14 protein-coding genes and 1 pseudogene are annotated in these 16,654 nt (G+C 61.7%); 9 read left to right on the top strand and 6 right to left on the bottom strand.

The annotated features are described in order from the left end of the window. Positions 1 to 116 precede the first annotated feature (116 nt). The 4 genes from QMK50_RS11625 to QMK50_RS11610 all read left to right on the top strand — a co-directional run bounded on the left by QMK50_RS11625 (position 117) and on the right by QMK50_RS11610 (position 7,293). Positions 117 to 1,922 carry a phenylacyl-CoA dehydrogenase gene (locus QMK50_RS11625; RefSeq protein ID WP_095164286.1) on the top strand — a complete coding sequence of 602 codons (1,806 nt, stop codon included), beginning with the start codon at positions 117 to 119 and terminating at the stop codon, positions 1,920 to 1,922. A gap of 210 nt (positions 1,923 to 2,132) precedes the next feature. Then, complete coding sequence (locus tag QMK50_RS11620; RefSeq protein ID WP_320333150.1) at positions 2,133 to 3,422, top strand: GGDEF domain-containing protein; 1,290 nt, start codon at positions 2,133 to 2,135, stop codon at positions 3,420 to 3,422. 90 nt (positions 3,423 to 3,512) lie between these two features. Next, entirely contained in the window at positions 3,513 to 5,309 is a 1,797-nt protein-coding gene (locus QMK50_RS11615; RefSeq protein ID WP_320333149.1) for an acyl-CoA dehydrogenase C-terminal domain-containing protein, read from the top strand. A gap of 205 nt (positions 5,310 to 5,514) precedes the next feature. Beyond that, on the top strand, positions 5,515 to 7,293 hold the full coding sequence (locus QMK50_RS11610) for an acyl-CoA dehydrogenase C-terminal domain-containing protein (protein WP_320333148.1): 1,779 nt from the start codon (positions 5,515 to 5,517) through the stop codon (positions 7,291 to 7,293). 234 nt (positions 7,294 to 7,527) lie between these two features. On the opposite strand, the gene QMK50_RS11605 is transcribed toward QMK50_RS11610, so the two are convergent. Next, positions 7,528 to 8,457, bottom strand: coding sequence for a LysR family transcriptional regulator (locus tag QMK50_RS11605; protein ID WP_159998253.1), 930 nt, complete (start codon positions 8,455 to 8,457; stop codon positions 7,528 to 7,530). Positions 8,458 to 8,558: 101 nt separating this feature from the next. Here QMK50_RS11605 and QMK50_RS11600 point away from each other — a divergent pair, with 101 nt between their 5' ends. The 5 genes and pseudogenes from QMK50_RS11600 (at position 8,559) to QMK50_RS11580 (ending at position 11,594) form a co-directional block, all read left to right on the top strand. Continuing rightward, positions 8,559 to 9,257: an MOSC domain-containing protein gene (locus QMK50_RS11600; RefSeq protein ID WP_095164277.1), complete on the top strand. Its 699-nt coding sequence runs from the start codon at positions 8,559 to 8,561 to the stop codon at positions 9,255 to 9,257. Continuing rightward, positions 9,254 to 10,531 carry an aspartate aminotransferase family protein gene (locus tag QMK50_RS11595; protein ID WP_095164275.1) on the top strand — a complete coding sequence of 426 codons (1,278 nt, stop codon included), beginning with the start codon at positions 9,254 to 9,256 and terminating at the stop codon, positions 10,529 to 10,531. The genes QMK50_RS11600 and QMK50_RS11595 overlap by 4 nt, the downstream gene beginning before the upstream one ends. Before the next feature lie 249 nt (positions 10,532 to 10,780). Beyond that, positions 10,781 to 10,981: pseudogene (locus QMK50_RS11590) on the top strand (type II toxin-antitoxin system RelE/ParE family toxin); the annotation flags it as partial. Between the two features lie 24 nt (positions 10,982 to 11,005). Next, entirely contained in the window at positions 11,006 to 11,326 is a 321-nt protein-coding gene (locus QMK50_RS11585) for a helix-turn-helix domain-containing protein (RefSeq protein WP_159998245.1), read from the top strand. Between the two features lie 109 nt (positions 11,327 to 11,435). Next, positions 11,436 to 11,594 (top strand): YqaE/Pmp3 family membrane protein, encoded by a 159-nt coding sequence (locus QMK50_RS11580; protein WP_003228885.1) that lies wholly within the window; start codon positions 11,436 to 11,438, stop codon positions 11,592 to 11,594. Positions 11,595 to 11,627: 33 nt separating this feature from the next. Here QMK50_RS11580 and QMK50_RS11575 read toward each other — a convergent pair whose 3' ends face one another. From QMK50_RS11575 to pqqB, 5 genes are all read right to left on the bottom strand, one after another. After that, positions 11,628 to 13,457, bottom strand: coding sequence for a S9 family peptidase (locus QMK50_RS11575; protein ID WP_320333147.1), 1,830 nt, complete (start codon positions 13,455 to 13,457; stop codon positions 11,628 to 11,630). Next, positions 13,423 to 14,592 carry a pyrroloquinoline quinone biosynthesis protein PqqE gene (pqqE, locus tag QMK50_RS11570; RefSeq protein WP_159998241.1) on the bottom strand — a complete coding sequence of 390 codons (1,170 nt, stop codon included), beginning with the start codon at positions 14,590 to 14,592 and terminating at the stop codon, positions 13,423 to 13,425. Before pqqE ends, QMK50_RS11575 begins: the two co-directional genes overlap by 35 nt. Beyond that, positions 14,564 to 14,839: a pyrroloquinoline quinone biosynthesis peptide chaperone PqqD gene (gene pqqD / locus QMK50_RS11565; protein WP_320333146.1), complete on the bottom strand. Its 276-nt coding sequence runs from the start codon at positions 14,837 to 14,839 to the stop codon at positions 14,564 to 14,566. The genes pqqE and pqqD overlap by 29 nt, the downstream gene beginning before the upstream one ends. Then, on the bottom strand, positions 14,836 to 15,588 hold the full coding sequence (gene pqqC, locus QMK50_RS11560) for a pyrroloquinoline-quinone synthase PqqC (protein WP_095164263.1): 753 nt from the start codon (positions 15,586 to 15,588) through the stop codon (positions 14,836 to 14,838). Before pqqC ends, pqqD begins: the two co-directional genes overlap by 4 nt. A 136-nt stretch (positions 15,589 to 15,724) precedes the next feature. Next, entirely contained in the window at positions 15,725 to 16,636 is a 912-nt protein-coding gene (gene pqqB / locus QMK50_RS11555; RefSeq protein ID WP_320333145.1) for a pyrroloquinoline quinone biosynthesis protein PqqB, read from the bottom strand. Between the last annotated feature and the right edge of the window lie 18 nt (positions 16,637 to 16,654).

The raw sequence follows: 16,654 nt of genomic DNA, 5'->3' as shown, positions 1-16,654 counted from the left end.
AGGATCGACGCTTGACAAGATTTCAGCGTAAACGTATGTTTCAAACAACTGTTTGACCGTCACAACAAATCATCGCGGTCGTTCATTCCCGGTTACATCAGCAGAGGTTTATCGCTATGCCTGACTACAAGGCCCCCTTGCGTGATATTCGCTTCGTTCGTGACGAACTGCTCGGCTACGAAGCGCACTATCAGAGCCTTCCGGCTTGCCAGGACGCTACCCCGGACATGGTTAACGCCATTCTCGAGGAAGGCGCCAAGTTTTGTGAGCAGGTGCTGGCTCCGCTGAACCGCGTGGGTGATACCGAAGGCTGCACCTGGAGCGAGTCGGGCGTTAAGACGCCAACTGGTTTCAAGGAAGCCTACAAACAATTCGTTGAAGGCGGCTGGCCGAGCCTGGCGCACGACATCGAGCACGGCGGCCAAGGCCTGCCGGAGTCCCTGGGCCTGGCAGTCAGCGAAATGGTTGGCGAGTCCAACTGGTCGTGGGGCATGTACCCTGGCCTGTCGCACGGCGCGATGAACACCATCTCCGAGCACGGCACGCCAGAGCAGCAAGAGGCTTACCTGACCAAGCTGGTTTCCGGCGAATGGACCGGCACCATGTGCCTGACCGAACCGCACTGCGGCACCGACCTGGGCATGCTGCGCACCAAGGCCGAGCCACAGGCCGATGGTTCGTACAAGGTTTCCGGGACCAAGATTTTCATCTCGGCCGGTGAACACGACATGGCCGATAACATCGTCCACATCGTACTGGCCCGCCTACCGGACGCTCCGGCTGGCACCAAAGGCATTTCCCTGTTCATCGTTCCAAAGTTCATGCCCAACGCCGATGGCAGCATCGGTGCGCGCAACGCCGTGACCTGTGGTTCCCTGGAACACAAGATGGGTATCCACGGCAACGCCACCTGCGTGATGAACTTCGACGAGGCCACCGGTTTCCTGATCGGCCCGGCGAACAAAGGCCTGAACTGCATGTTCACCTTCATGAACACCGCACGCCTGGGTACCGCCCTGCAAGGCCTGGCCCACGCCGAAATCGGCTTCCAGGGTGGCCTGAAATACGCTCGCGATCGCCTGCAGATGCGCTCCCTGACCGGGCCGAAAGCCCCGGAAAAAGCCGCTGACCCGATCATCGTGCACCCGGATGTTCGTCGCATGCTGTTGACCATGAAGGCATTCGCCGAAGGCAACCGTGCAATGGTTTACTTCACCGCCAAGCAGGTCGACATCGTCAAGTACGGCGTAGATGAAGAAGAGAAGAAGAAAGCCGACGCACTGCTGGCCTTCATGACGCCAATCGCCAAAGCCTTCATGACCGAAGTCGGTTTTGAATCGGCCAACCACGGCGTGCAGATCTATGGCGGCCACGGTTTCATCGCCGAGTGGGGCATGGAGCAGAACGTTCGCGACAGCCGTATTTCCATGCTGTACGAAGGCACTACCGGCATCCAGGCTCTCGACCTGCTGGGTCGTAAAGTGCTGATGACCCAAGGCGAGGCTCTGAAAGGCTTCACCAAGATCGTGCACAAGTTCTGCCAGACCAACGAAGGCAACGAAGCGGTCCAGGAATTCGTGGCACCGCTGGCAGCACTGAACAAAGAGTGGGGCGAATTGACCATGAAGGTCGGCATGGCCGCGATGAAAGACCGCGAAGAAGTGGGCGCGGCTTCCGTGGATTACCTGATGTACTCCGGTTACGTCTGCCTGGCTTACTTCTGGGCTGACATGGCGCGCCTGGCAGCCGAAAAACTGGCTGCCGGCACGACCGAAGAGGCGTTCTACACCGCCAAGTTGCAGACTGCGCGTTTCTACTTCCAGCGCATCCTGCCGCGTACCCGCACTCACGTTGTAACCATGCTGTCGGGCGCCAACAACCTGATGGACATGAAAGAAGAAGACTTCGCACTGGGCTACTGAGCCTAAGGCAGGTCCTTCAACAAGCCGCTGCACCTTCGGGTGCAGCGGTTTTTTTATTTCCGAAATAAAGCGATACAAACCCCCGGCTGAAACACTCAACCGTGCGCTATGGCGGCCGTTAAAGAACCGTAGACAGTACATTTCATGCACTGTCGTGCCAGCATGAAGGCATAATGCCATCAATCAATTTGCCGGGCCGGAGCTTTACCCTTGTCGCGTTCCTCTGCTGTACGTTTGAGTCACTTCCTGCCTTCGCTGCTGCTGTTGCTCGCAGGCCTCGCAGTGGCTTACGTCAGGGAACTCAACGTGTTTTTCACCTCGTTGTTCAACGTCCTGCCGACCCTGGTGTTGCTGCTCGGTGGCGCGTACTGCGCGGTTTACCGACGCCAGCGTGAACTGTTCCTGATGGTCACGGTGTACATCGCCTACTTTCTGCTCGACACCCAAACCGACTATTACCGTGACTTTGGCGGGGTACGCGAAGACGCCGCGGTGATCTTCCATCTCTGCTGCCTGCTGCTGCCCGTGTTGTACGGGACATTCGCGGCGTGGCAGGAGCGGACCCATCTGTTTCAGGACCTGGTCGCGCGGTTCGCGGTACTGCTGGCCGTGGGCAGTGTGGCCCTGGCCCTGGAGCAAAGTTATCCCCAGGCCGTGCAGGCCTGGCTGGCGGAAATCCGTTGGCCGGCGCTGCATGGGGCCTGGATGAGCCTGATCCAGCTGGCATACCCGCTGTTCCTCGCGGCCTTTGGGTTATTGGCCTACCAATATTGGCGCCATCCCCGACCTTTGCACGCGGCCCAACTGGTGGGCCTGCTCGGCTTGTTCTGGATGCTGCCCAAGACCTTCATCCTGCCGTTTACCCTGAACATCATGTGCAGCCAAGTGATGTTGATGATCGCCGCCGCGGTGGCACACGAGGCCTACCAGATGGCGTTTCGCGATGAGTTGACCGGCTTGCCCGGGCGGCGGGCGCTGAACGAGCGCTTGCAACGGCTGGGCCGCAATTACGTGCTGGCCATGAGCGACGTCGATCACTTCAAGAAATTCAACGACACCCACGGGCATGATGTCGGCGACCAGGTGCTGCGCCTGGTGGCCAGCAAATTGTCGAAGATCGGTGGCGGTGGCCGTGCCTATCGTTATGGCGGCGAAGAGTTTGCCCTGGTATTCGCGGCCAAGAGCCTTGAAGAGTGTTTGCCGTACCTGGAGGAGATCCGCGAAGCGATTGCCAGCTACAACATTCAGCTGCGCAATCAAGACAGCCGGCCCCTGGACGATCAACAAGGTCGGCAGCGCCGCTCCGGGGCCAGTGCTTGCAGCGTGGCGGTCACGGTGAGCATCGGGGTTGCCGAGCGCCTGGCGCAGCGTACGCCGGAAGAGGTGTTGAAAAGCGCCGACCAGGCACTCTACAGCGCCAAGGGAGCCGGGCGAAATTGTGTGATGGCGTTTGGGCAGAACCGCCGTGGCGCGGTGCGCATGGACAGGGCAACGGATTGAGTGATGATGGCGCATTCAGCGCCTGCACTGTGATTGTCCGGGGGGGCGTGCGGCAGTAGGTTGCAGGGATCTGCTGACGGAGCAATGACCATGCCTGAGTACAAAGCCCCCCTGCGCGACATGCGCTTTCTGATCGATCACGTGTTTGACTTCCATGCCAACTACGCCGCGCTCGGGGCTACCGATGCCAGCCCGGACATGGTCAATGCAATCCTCGAAGAGGGCGCCCGCTTCTGCGAAAACGTCCTGGCCCCGCTGAACCGCTCGGGTGACGAAGAAGGCTGCCATTTCGACAATGGCGTGGTCACCACCCCCAAGGGTTTCAAGCAGGCGTTCGCCCAGTATGTCGAAGGTGGCTGGCATGGGCTGGCGGCGGACCCGGCGTATGGTGGGCAAGGGTTGCCGAGTTCACTGGGGCTGGTGATCAGCGAGATGGTCGGTTCCAGCAACACCTCTTGGGGCATGTACCCGGGCCTGACCCACGGTGCGATGTCGGCCATTCACGCCCACGGCACCGAGCAGCAGAAACAGGCCTACCTGGGCAAACTCACGGCCGGCCAGTGGACCGGCACCATGTGCCTGACCGAGGCCCATTGCGGCACTGACCTGGGGATCATCAAGACCCGCGCGGTGCCCCAAGCCGACGGCAGCTACGCGGTCACCGGCAGCAAGATCTTCATCTCCGCCGGTGAGCACGACCTGAGTGACAACATCATTCACCTCGTTCTGGCCAAGCTGCCGGATGCGCCGGCCGGGACCAAAGGCATCTCGCTGTTTATCGTGCCCAAGTTCCTGCCCGACAGCCAAGGCGAGGCGGGCGAGCGCAACGGGGTTACCTGTGGTTCGATCGAGCACAAGATGGGCATCAAGGCCTCGGCCACGTGCGTGCTGAACTTCGACGGCGCCACGGGTTACCTGATCGGCGAGGCGAACAAAGGCCTGAACTGCATGTTCACCATGATGAACCACGCTCGGCTCGGCACCGGGATGCAGGGCTTGTGCCTGGGCGAGGCGAGTTTCCAGGGCGCGATCAAGTACGCCAACGAGCGCCTGCAGATGCGCGCGCTGACCGGGCCCAAGGCGCCGGAACAAGCCGCCGACCCGATCATCGTCCACCCCGATGTGCGGCGCATGCTGCTGACCATGAAAGCCTTCAACGAAGGCAACCGGGCACTGACCTACTTCACCGCCCAATTGCTCGATGCCGCGCACCTGTCCAGCGACGCCGAGCAACGCCAGGACGCCGAGAACCTGTTGGCGTTCCTGACGCCGATCTGCAAGGCGTTCATGACCGAAACCGGCCTGGAGGTGACCAACCACGGGATGCAGGTGTTTGGTGGTCACGGCTATATCCGCGAGTGGGGCATGGAGCAGTTGGTGCGTGACTGCCGCATTGCGCCGATCTACGAGGGTACCAACGGCATCCAGGCGCTGGACCTGCTGGGGCGCAAGGTACTGGGCAGCCAGGGCCAGTTGCTGCGCGGTTTTACCAAAATCGTTCACAGGTTCTGTGCCGCCAACGCCGGGCATCCACAGCTCAAGACGTATGTCGCGCAGCTCGACGGGCTCAATCAGCAGTGGGGTGAACTGACCACCCAGGTCGGGATGGCGGCGCTGAAGAACCCTGATGAAGTGGGGGCCGCAGCACTGGATTACCTGATGTACAGCGGTTACATCATCCACGCCTACCTGTGGCTGCGCATGGCGCTGGTCGCTCAGGCACAACTGGAGGCGGGCAGTGGTGATGCCGACTACTGTGAGGGCAAATTGGCCACCTGCGAGTTTTACTTCAAGCGTCTGCTGCCGCGCACGGCGGCCCATCGGGCGGCGGTGCAGGCAGGCAGTGATTGCCTGATGAAGCTACCAGCAGGGCTGTTTGCGCTTTGACGGTGGTGGTTTAAGCACATCGCGGGCAAGCCCTGCAGCGCCGGGAAGGCGGTGCAAGGCTTGCCCGTGATGGTTTTTAGTGACTAAAAATTACAAATAAGTCACGAGTCGACCCTATGTGTCGCAAAAGTTGTTCGGGTACACTCCCGGCACTTGTTGTATCCCGATCCCCACGAATCACCTTTCACGTATTACGAGGTTTGCCATGGCTGACTACAAAGCGCCCCTGCGCGATATGCGCTTCGTCCTCAATGAAGTTTTCGAGGTGGCCAAGCTCTGGGCAGAACTTCCTGCTTTGGCCGACACCGTGGATGCCGAGACCGTCGAGGCGATCCTAGAGGAAGCTGGCAAAGTCACCAGCAAAAGCATTGCGCCACTGAGCCGGGCCGCCGACGAAGAAGGTTGCCACTGGAGTGACGGTGCCGTGACCACCCCGGCAGGTTTCCCACAGGCCTATCAGACCTACGCTGAAGGGGGCTGGGTCGGGGTCGGTGGCGATCCGGCGTTCGGCGGCATGGGCATGCCCAAGACCGTTTCAGCCCAGGTCGAGGAGATGGTCAACTCCGCCAGCCTGTCGTTCGGCCTGTACCCGATGCTCACCGCCGGTGCCTGCCTGTCGATCAACGCTCATGCCAGCGAAGAACTGAAGGCCACGTACCTGCCGAACATGTACGCGGGGGTCTGGGCCGGCTCCATGTGCCTGACCGAATCCCATGCAGGGACTGACCTGGGGATCATCCGCACCAAGGCCGAACCTCAGGCCGATGGTTCCTACAAAGTCAGTGGGACCAAGATCTTCATCACCGGCGGCGAACACGACCTGACCGAGAACATCATTCACCTGGTGCTGGCGAAGCTGCCGGACGCCCCGGCAGGTCCGAAAGGCATTTCGCTGTTCCTGGTGCCGAAATTCATGGTCAACGCCGACGGCAGCCTGGGCGCACGTAACCCGGCCAACTGTGGTTCGATCGAACACAAGATGGGTATCCAGGCATCCTCCACCTGCGTGATGAACTTCGACGAAGCCGTGGGTTACCTGGTCGGTGAGCCGAACAAAGGCCTGGCGGCGATGTTCACCATGATGAACTACGAGCGTCTGGGCGTCGGTATCCAGGGGCTGGCCACCGGTGAGCGCTCTTACCAGAACGCGGTTGAATACGCCCGTGACCGCCTGCAAAGCCGTGCGCCAACCGGCGCGCAGAACAAGGACAAGGTTGCCGACCCGATCATCGTTCACCCTGATGTGCGACGCATGCTGCTGACCATGAAGGCGTCGAACGAAGGTGGCCGTGCCTTCTCCACCTACGTGGCCATGCAACTGGACACCGCCAAGTTCAGCGAAGACCCAACCACCCGCAAGCGTGCCGAAGACCTGGTGGCGTTGCTGACCCCAGTCGCCAAGGCGTTCCTCACCGACCTGGGCCTGGAAACCACGATTCACGGCCAGCAAGTGTTCGGCGGTCATGGCTACATTCGCGAATGGGGCCAGGAGCAACTGGTACGCGACGTGCGCATTACCCAGATCTACGAGGGCACTAACGGCATTCAGGCGCTGGACCTGGTCGGGCGCAAAATCGTCGGCAGTGGCGGGGCGCTCTACAACCTGTTCGCTGATGAGATTCGTCATTTCACCGCGACCGCCGGTGCCGAGCTGGGTGAATTTACCCGGCCGTTGAACCGTGCAGTGGAGACGCTGGACGAACTGACCGCCTGGCTGCTGGACCGGGTGCAAGGTAATCCGAACGAAATCGGCGCGGCCTCGGTCGAATACTTGCAGGTGTTTGGCTATGTGTCCTACGCCTACATGTGGGCCCTGATGGCCAAGGCTGCCATCGGCAAGGAAACACAGGATGAGTTCTACGCCAGCAAGCTGGGCACCGCACGCTTCTACTTCGCCCGTCTGCTGCCGCGGATTCACTCGCTCAGCGCTTCGGTCAAAGCCGGCAGCGAGTCGTTGTTCCTGCTGGATGCCGCGCAGTTCTGAGGAATGTAACCTCATGTAAGCATTTGCTTACATGACGTGCTGCTGTTCTCCCCTGTTCGCAGATTGGATCCACAGCTAATCTACTCATATGGACGTCGCGCAGGAAGCGCAAAGCAACAACACGGACACGTAGGATTCTGCCAGGACGGCGGAGTGAAATGGATGTCAGGGAAACAGTCTGCAAAGCCCCGCTTCGGCGGGGTTTTCTTTTGCCTGCGATTTATGTTTTGCCCATCAACCCTGGACATCCAGAACAGTCGGGCTCGCCAGGCGCCCGTCCGGGCCATCCATCACATCCTCCAGCAGGTTGCGCAACAATTCCAGGGTGGCCTGCTGACGCTGCACATCCCGACAGACCAGCCCCACCTTCAGCGGCACCCGCGGTTCACTCAACGGTTTCCACAACAACGCCTTGTTGCCATGCTCGCGCTGTGAGCGTCCGGGCAAAACAGTCGCCAGCCGGGTGTGGGGCAAACTGTCGAGGATCCCCGCCATGTTGTTCAGCTCGGCCTGCACTTGTGGACGGCGGCCGAGGCTGGCCAGTTGTCCCTGCCAGATCTGGCGGATCTGAAACTCCTCGCCCAGCAGCAACATCGGCAATTCGGCGGCCTGGCTCATGGAGACTTTCTTGAATTCACGCAGTGGGTGGTCGACGGGGATCACCAGGGTCAGTTCGTCTTCGTACAGCAGCACGCCATGCAGCCCCGGCTGACGCGGCGGCAGGTAGCTGATGCCGATGTCCAGCGAGCCGTTAAGCAGGCGGCGTTCGATTTCCAGCCCCGTGAGCTCGTAGATCTGCACCACCAAATGGGGCTGGGCCGTGCGCACCCGCTCAAGCATTTTTGGCACCAGGCTGGTGTGCACGGTTTGCAGGACCCCGATGGCCAAGGTGCGCGAGGCTTGGCCCTTGAAGTTGCCCAAGGCTTCGCGCGCCCGTTGCATGCCATCGAGCAAGGGCAGGGCGTGGTTGTACAGGGTATGCGCGGCCAGTGTGGGCAGCAGCCGTTTGCTGCTGCGCTCGAACAGGCTCACATCGAGGTTCTGTTCCAGTTGCCGGATCTGTTGCGAGAGCGCCGGCTGGGAGATCGACAGACGTTCGGCGGCCCGGCCGACATGGCCTTCTTCGTACACCGCGACGAAATAACGCAGTTGCTTAAAATCCATAAGTAATTCTTATCGAAAAAGCTGGGAAATCGAAATGGCTCAGCGCCCTGCAGAAGCCTAGTCTAACCGCATTCACAAGGCTTATAGGGCCAGAGAGCGCGATGAATACCGTTTACGTTGATGGTGTTTACATAGGCAAGGCAAAAAACCTGGGGCAGGGCTTGGTCAGCGATACCGACAAAGAGCGGATTGCCAATCGACTCTGGTTGTGGCCGCAGGGCCTGGGCAGTGACGAGCACGGCGATCCGCGCTTTCACACCGGTCCCGAGCGGGCCCTGCATCACTACCCGGCCGAGCACTACGCGTACTGGCGCAAACGTTATCCACAGATTGACTGGCAGGCGCCGGCCTTCGGCGAGAACCTCTCGACCCACGGCCTCGGTGAAGAGCAAGTGTGCCTGGGCGATCTGTTTCGCTGGGGTGGCGCGCTGTTGCAGGTCAGCCAGCCGCGTTCGCCGTGCTATCGCCTGAGCCGTCGCTGGGGTGTGCCGATCCTGCCCCAGCTCGCCCAGGACACCGGACGCTGTGGCTGGTTCTACCGCGTACTCAAGCCCGGGTTTGTCAGCGCCGAGCAACCGTTCGAACTGATCCAGCGCAGTTACCCCGGCCTGACCGTGGCCTGGGCGTTGCGCAGTTTTTACCGCGAACCGCTGGAACATACCGGTTTGAAAAAGCTGATTGATTGCCCGGCGCTGTCTTCGCGCTGGCGCGATATTGCCATCAAGCGCCTGCGCAGCGGGCGGGTCGAGGATTGGACGGCGCGTCTGCTGGGCTTGCCGCTGGAGGGTTTGCGCGCATGAACCTGTTCAACCTGCGTCGCCCGCAGCCGAGCCTGGATGACCTGGCGGCCGAGGGTTTGTTACCTGCAAGGAGCGCTAACCTGTCCAGTGAGTGCCTGATGCCGAGTGTTGAGCGAGCCCCGCAGATTTTCGTCCGTGGCCAGGGTTCCTGGCTGTGGGACAGCGCTGACCGCGCCTACCTGGACTTTACCCAGGGCGCCGGAGCCAACAGCCTCGGCCATAGCCCCACGGCACTGGTCAAGGCGCTGACGGCCCAGGCGCAGGCGCTGATCAATCCTGGCTCGGGATTGCTCAATCGCGGCCAGTTGAACCTGGCCGAGCGGCTGTGCAACAGCACTGGCAGCGACCAGGTGTACCTGCTCAATACCGGCAGTGAGGCGTGCGAAGCGGCGATCAAGCTGGCGCGCAAATGGGGCCAACTGCATCGCGGCGGTGCTTCGCGAATCATTACCGCCAGCGGTAGCTGCCATGGTCATGGCTTTGCTGCGTTGTCTGCCTCGGACTGCCAGGACAATCGCTTCGAGCCCCGGCTCCCGGGCTTCGACCGTGTTCCGTTCAACGACCTGCCGGCGCTGCACGCGGCGGTGGACGCGCAAACCGTGGCGATCATGCTGGAGCCGATCCAGGCTGCGGCGGGTGTACTGCCTGCGACCGAGCATTACCTCAAGGGCGTCGAGCGCTTGTGCCGTGAGTTGGGGATTCTGCTGATCCTCGACGAAGTGCAAACCGGCATGGGCCGTTGCGGTCGACTGCTGGCTGAACAGCTGTATGGCGTGCGGGCCGACATTGTTGTGTTGGGCAAGGGCCTCGGTGGCGGAGTGCCGGTGGCGGCCTTGCTGGCCCGGGGCAGCGCCTGCTGTTTTGAACCGGGCGAATTGGACGGCACCCATCACGGCAATGCCCTGATGGCATCGGCTGGCCTGGCAGTGCTCGATAGCGTGCTCGATCACGGTTTTCTCGAACATGTACGCGACAGCGCTCAACACCTGCACGAAGGCTTGGCGCGCCTGGCCAATCGCTACGGGCACGGCGAGTTGTGCGGTCACGGCCTGCTCTGGGGGCTCAGGCTCAGCGATGACTCGGCCGACGCCGTGGTCAAGGCCGCGATGTACGAAGGCCTGCTGATCAGCGCCCCACAAGCCGACTGCCTGCGCTTCACCCCGGCGCTGACCGTCAGCCAGGCCAACATTGACGAAATGCTCCTGCGCCTGGCGCGCGCCTTTGCCCGGGTGCGCACCGCCCAATTGCAATGTCGCAAAGGCATCGCGGTCTGACGTGATCGCAACACCTGAATTCCCGAACCGTCTCGCGGTATAACGCATCGCCCCATGCCTGATCCTTTTGGCATGGGGCGTTTTTTTTGTCCCGACGATTTTCAGGAGCCTATTCAGGGCTTGAGCGGTAACCGCAACAATGGCTTTTTATGGAGTCGGCAAGGATTGCCGATACCGGTGCGCAGAAATGACGACGGTCGGATTGGCTATCCATACCACTAGGTGGTATTTTTTAGGGAAGGGATGTCCATGAGTATCAGACTGTTCAAGACCAAGCGTTTTGCCCTCCAGGCTGCCAAAGCCTGGATTGGGGACGATGAGTTGAGGTCGGCATTCGCCGAGTTGTTAAAAGGACAAGCGGACAGCCTGGGAGGCGGCGTTTGGAAAAAACGCCGGAACCAAAACCGACACCGTTCGATCATCCTGGCCAAGGGCGGCCGTTACTGGATATGAAGGAATTTGTGGAGATGCACCATGAGCAATAAATTCAAAAGTGAAGCCCTTGAGTCGGCTCACGATTCGGCTGCTGCCTTGCTGTCGATCGGGGCCATCAGCAAGACCACCATGCGCCAATTCGACGAGACGTGCCTGGCCCACGTACCCCAGGCGATTGCGGCGCAGGAGATCAAGCAACTGCGTGAGCGCAACAACGTCAGCCAGCCGGTGTTTGCCCGTTACTTGAACACCAGCGCCTCCACGGTCAAGCAGTGGGAAGCCGGCGACAAACAACCCAGTGGCATGGCCCTCAAACTGCTCAGCATCGTGCAAAAGCATGGGTTGGAGATTCTGGCCTGACCAGGCCGCAATAGTGGCACCTGGCCGGAAGGTTACGGAACCCTGGCCAACGCCGCGGGTCGATTAGGTGTGTGGCTGATTACAGCCCACCTTACTCAGGAGCTGCCCTATGGATTTCATTCGCATCATCATCGCCATTCTGTTGCCGCCACTGGGCGTATTCCTGCAAGTGGGGTTCGGCGGCGCGTTCTGGCTGAATATCCTGCTGACCTTGTGTGGCTATATTCCGGGCATCGTTCACGCGGTGTACATCATCGCCAAGCGTTAAGCCTGTGGATCGCAGCGTTGAACCGCGCTGCGATCAGCCCTGTGCTGGCTTCATCACCTCGCGATAAAACAACCATTCCTGCTCCAGTGCGTGGGCCTGATTGCTGGCCTTGCGAAAGCCGTGGCGTTCGTCTGGGTAGTAATGGGCCTGCGCCGCGATGCCGTTGTCTTGCAGGGCCTTGAGCATGTCGCGGGTCTGCTGCGGGACAACGACGGCGTCGAGTTCGCCTTGAAAAAAGATCACCGGCACCTGGATATTCTGTGCGTGTTGCAGCGGGGTGCGAGCGGCGTAGCGCTCGGCGTCGGCGATGGGGTCGCCGATCAGCCAATCCAGATAATCACCCTCGAACTTGTGGGTAGCACGGCCCAGGGCGACAGGGTCGCTGACCCCGTACAGGCTGGCACCCGCGCGGAACACCTGGTGAAACGCCAGGGCACACAGGGTGGTGTAGCCGCCGGCACTGCCGCCGCGAATGAACGCGTGCTCGCCATCGATCAAACCTTGTGCGGCGAGGTACGTCACCACCGCGCAGGCATCTTCGACATCCACCTCGCCCCAGCGCAGATGCAGGGCCTGCCGGTACGCTCGGCCGTAGCCGCTGCTGCCGCGGTAGTTGAGGTCGGCCACGGCGAAGCCGCGCTGGGCCCAATACTGGATGCGTGGATCGAGCATCGGATAGCAGGCCGAGGTCGGCCCGCCATGGATGAATACCAGCAACGGCGGCTTTTCCACATTGCCCATGGCTGGGTAGAAGAACCCATGGGCCTCGCCCTTGCCGCTGGGGTAGCGCAAGGTCTGGGGTTGGCTGATCTGCTCGGCGGGTAACAGCGCGACGCCGCCGGCCAGGACCTGCACCTGGTGGCTGTGGCGGTCGATGGCGATGACGGCAGAGGGACTGACCGGTGAGGCGGCAATGCAGTAGATGAACTGCTGATCCAGCGCCAGGTTGCGAAAGCGGCTGTAGTCGCCGGTGTAGTCCTCGACCTGCTGGCCTGAGCACAGGCCCAGGCGGCCAAACCCGGCAACTGTCCAACTGGCCAGGTAGCGCTGCTCGTCCAGTGGCAGCCAGGTGCAACCCCCCAATTGCCAGGGCGCCGGACCGTGGTCGGCCACGGCACTGGGGAGCGGTTGCCAGCCTGATTCGCTGTCGACCCACGGCTGCCAGAATCCCTGTCGGTCACTCAGGCAATACAAGCGCCCGCTTTCATCGAAGCGCGGTTGTTGCAGCGACTCCTCGACATCTGCCCCGGCTACGCAACGGGGTGGGGCCAGGCTGCCGTCGGGATTCAATTGGGCGAGCATCAGGCGCGTGGCGGTCCAGGGCTGATGGGGGCGGCTCCACTCGATCCATGCCAGTTGTCGGGCGTCGGGGCTCAAGGTCGGCGCGGCGTAAAAGTCTGCGCCTTGCACCAGCAACTGGCGCTGACCCTCGGCAGTAATGGCCACCAGGCGGTGCTGGTTGGCCTGTTCTTCGATGGCCAACACCTGGCCGTTGGCCCACTGCAGGTCGCCGTATCGGCACTCGCCCGAGGTCAATGCCTGGGGTGGTGCGCCCGTCAGGGTTTGGCGGTAAAGCTGCTGGTCGGCCTCGTTGACGAAGAACAGCGCGTCATCGCCCAGGCAAAATGCACCGCCGCCGTATTCGTAGACCCGGCTGCGCACGCTGAAACCGGGTGGAGTCAGGCAATGGGCGTGCTGCTCGCGCCAGTGCCAGATCCGGCAGGCGCCATCCTGGGGGCGATATTCATTCCAGAACAGGCCCTGGGCGCCCACCTGCAGGTCCGCGAAGTCGACCCCCGCGGACACGGCTTTGAGGGCGCTCAAGGCTTCAACCTTTAACGATGAGGCGTGAGTTTCGTTCATTGCGAAAGGCCAACTGTTCGATGGTCTGGGTGGCGTGCTCGGCTTCTTCGCGCGCCTTGAGGATCATGCCGTGATGCTCGGATTTACTGCACACCGGGTCAGCGTTGCTGGCGTCGCCGGTGAGCATGAAGGCTTGGCAGCGACAACCGCCGAAGTCCTTTTCTTTTTCGTCACACGAGCGGCACGGCTCGGGCATCCAGTCATAACCGCGAAAGCGGTTGAAGCCGAACGAGTCGTACCAGATGTGCTGCATGCTGTGCTCGCGCACGTTGGGAAACTGTACCGGCATCTGTCGGGCACCGTGACAGGGCAGCGCGGTGCCGTCGGGGGTGACGGTCAGGAAAATGCTGCCCCAGCCATTCATGCAGGCTTTCGGGCGTTCTTCGTAGTAGTCCGGGGTGACGAAGATCAGCTTGCACGGATGCCCTTGGGCTTGCAGTTTGGCGCGATATTCGTTGGTGATGCGTTCGGCGCGCACCAGTTGTTCCTGGGTCGGCAGCAGGCCGACCCGATTGAGCTGGGCCCAGCCGTAGAACTGGCAGGTGGCGAGCTCGACGAAGTCGGCTTCCAGGGCGATGCACAGCTCGATGATGCGGTCGATCTTGTCGATGTTGTGCCGATGGGTGACGAAGTTCAGCACCATCGGGTAGCCATGGGCTTTCACCGCCCGGGCCATCTCCAGTTTCTGCGCGAAGGCTTTTTTCGAGCCGGCCAACAGGTTGTTCACCTGCTCATCGCTGGCCTGGAAGCTGATCTGGATATGGTCCAGGCCAGCCTTTTTGAAGTCGCTGATTTTCTGTTCGGTGAGGCCGATGCCCGAGGTGATCAGGTTGGTGTAGAACCCCAGCTTGCGCGCCTCGCCGATCAACTCGGCAAGGTCCTGGCGCACCAGCGGTTCGCCACCCGAGAAGCCCAGTTGCGCGGCACCCATTTCCCGCGCCTCGCGGAACACTTTCAGCCACTGTTCGGTGCTCAGTTCCTGGCCTTGTGCGGCGAAGTCCAGCGGGTTCGAACAGTAGGGGCACTGCAGTGGGCAACGGTAGGTCAGCTCGGCGAGCAGCCACAGCGGCAGGCCGACTTCCGGCTTGGCCGGCAGGGCCGCAGGATCAGCCGAGTTCGATCCAGTGCTGTGCACGGGCGACCTCCATGAATTGCTCGATATCCTCGCCAAGCTCAGGCACGCCGGGGAATCGGCTGTCCAGCTCGGTTATGATCGCGGCGACGTCACGCTGGCCATCGATCAGGCCGCCAATCAGCGCGGCGCTTTCGTTGAGCTTGATCATGCCTTCGGGGTACAGCAGCACATGGCCTTTTTGCGCCGGCTCGTACTGGAAGCGGTAACCGGGACGCCAGGTGGGGGTCCTGCTGCGGTCGAAACTCATAAGGCGATTCCTCGGTGCCAGACCCGTTGCTCGGTCACGCTGTGGTAAGGCGGGCGGTTCAGTTCATAGGCCATGCTCATGGCATCGAGCATGCTCCAAAGTATGTCCAGTTTGAACTGGAGAATTTCCAGCATGCGCTGCTGGCCTGCATAGGTGGTGTAGTGCTGCAGGGTGATCGCCAGCCCGTGCTCGACATCACGCCGCGCCTGACCCAGGCGCGTGCGGAAGTATTGGTAACCGGCCGGGTCGATCCAGGGGTAGTGCTGTGGCCAACTGTCCAGGCGCGACTGGTGGATCTGCGGGGCGAACAGTTCGGTCAGCGAACTGCTGGCGGCTTCCTGCCAACTGGCGCGGCGGGCGAAGTTGACGTAGGCGTCGACGGCAAACCGCACGCCCGGCAACACCAGTTCCTGGGAACGCAGTTGCTCGGGGTCCAGGCCCACGGCCTGGCCGAGGCGCAACCAGGCTTCGATGCCGCCGTCTTCACCGGGCGCACCGTCGTGGTCGAGCAGGCGCTGAATCCATTCGCGACGGATCTCGCGGTCCGGGCAATTGGCCAGGATCGCCGCGTCCTTCAGGGGGATGTTCACCTGATAGTAGAAGCGGTTGGCGACCCAGCCCTGGATCTGTTCGCGGCTGGCCCGGCCTTCGTACATCGCCACGTGGTAGGGGTGATGGATGTGGTAGTAGGCGCCCTTGGCCCGCAGCGCGGCTTCGAACTCGGCGGGGGACAGCGGTGTGTCGGTCATTGCGGTTCTCCGGTGTACATCCGGTGGATGCTTTGGTGCTTGTTCGGACGCCATCGCGAGCAAGCTCGCTCCCACAGGTTTTGTATGCGCCACAGATCCCATGTGGGAGCGAGCTTGCTCGCGATGAGGCCATCCGCTACAGCACAATACTCATGCCGTCATACGCCACTTCAACATTGCGCCGCACCAGCTCGGCACGCTCGGCCGAGTCTTCATCGAGGATCGGATTGGTGTTGTTGATGTGGATCAGCACCTTGCGTTGCTTGGGCAGTTGCTCCAGCACTTCGAGCATACCGCCCGGGCCGTTCTGGGCCAGGTGGCCCATTTCCCGACCGGTGCGGGTGCCGACGCCGCGGCGCTGCATTTCGTCGTCGTCCCACAGCGTGCCATCCACCAGCAGGCAGTCGCTACCGGCCATGATCTCCAGCAACGGCGCGTCGACCTTGCCCAGCCCCGGGGCGTAGAACAGTTTGCCACCGGTGCGCAGGTCTTCGACGATCAGGCCGATGTTGTCACCCGGGTGTGGGTCGAAGCGATGGGGCGAGTACGGTGGTGCGGCGCTGCGCAGCGGCAAGGGGCTGAAACGCAGGTTGGGGCAGGCCGGGATGCTGAAGCTCTGGTCGAGCTCGATGCGGTTCCAGTCAAGGCCGCCATTCCAGTGGCTGAGCATGGTGAACAGCGGGAAGCCGCTGCTCAGGTCTTCGTGGACCATGTCGGTGCACCAGACCTGGTGCGGGCAGCCTTCACGCAGGCTCAACAGGCCGGTGGTGTGGTCGATCTGGCTGTCCATCAGGATGATTGCCTGCACGCCCGTATCACGCAGGGCGCGCCCGGGTTGCATCGGCGCAAAACCCTGGAGTTGCGCGCGGATGTCCGGCGATGCGTTGCACAGTACCCAGTTCACGCCGTCATCGGAGATCGCGATCGACGATTGGGTACGCGCGTGGGCCCGCAGACTGCCGTCACGGAACCCGGCGCAGTTCGCGCAGTTACAGTTCCACTGCGGAAATCCACCGCCGGCGGCGGAACCTAGAATCTGGACAAACATGGCTGCTCCATCACATCA

This window comes from Pseudomonas sp. P5_152 (assembly GCF_033989915.1).
Taxonomy (GTDB): Bacteria; Pseudomonadota; Gammaproteobacteria; order Pseudomonadales; family Pseudomonadaceae; genus Aquipseudomonas.
This window is presented reverse-complemented; position numbering and strand designations above follow the sequence as displayed.

Excerpts from the sequence above, each read along its gene's own strand:
- QMK50_RS11625 (WP_095164286.1), top strand. The coding sequence starts at position 117 with ATGCCTGACTACAAGGCCCCCTTGCGTGATATTCGCTTCGTTCGTGAC.
- QMK50_RS11615 (WP_320333149.1), top strand. The coding sequence starts at position 3,513 with ATGCCTGAGTACAAAGCCCCCCTGCGCGACATGCGCTTTCTGATCGAT.
- QMK50_RS11610 (WP_320333148.1), top strand. The coding sequence starts at position 5,515 with ATGGCTGACTACAAAGCGCCCCTGCGCGATATGCGCTTCGTCCTCAAT.
- QMK50_RS11605 (WP_159998253.1), bottom strand. The coding sequence starts at position 8,457 with ATGGATTTTAAGCAACTGCGTTATTTCGTCGCGGTGTACGAAGAAGGC.
- QMK50_RS11600 (WP_095164277.1), top strand. The coding sequence starts at position 8,559 with ATGAATACCGTTTACGTTGATGGTGTTTACATAGGCAAGGCAAAAAAC.
- QMK50_RS11595 (WP_095164275.1), top strand. The coding sequence starts at position 9,254 with ATGAACCTGTTCAACCTGCGTCGCCCGCAGCCGAGCCTGGATGACCTG.
- QMK50_RS11585 (WP_159998245.1), top strand. The coding sequence starts at position 11,006 with ATGAGCAATAAATTCAAAAGTGAAGCCCTTGAGTCGGCTCACGATTCG.
- QMK50_RS11580 (WP_003228885.1), top strand. The coding sequence starts at position 11,436 with ATGGATTTCATTCGCATCATCATCGCCATTCTGTTGCCGCCACTGGGC.
- QMK50_RS11575 (WP_320333147.1), bottom strand. The coding sequence starts at position 13,457 with ATGAACGAAACTCACGCCTCATCGTTAAAGGTTGAAGCCTTGAGCGCC.
- pqqD (WP_320333146.1), bottom strand. The coding sequence starts at position 14,839 with ATGAGTTTCGACCGCAGCAGGACCCCCACCTGGCGTCCCGGTTACCGC.
- pqqC (WP_095164263.1), bottom strand. The coding sequence starts at position 15,588 with ATGACCGACACACCGCTGTCCCCCGCCGAGTTCGAAGCCGCGCTGCGG.
- pqqB (WP_320333145.1), bottom strand. The coding sequence starts at position 16,636 with ATGTTTGTCCAGATTCTAGGTTCCGCCGCCGGCGGTGGATTTCCGCAG.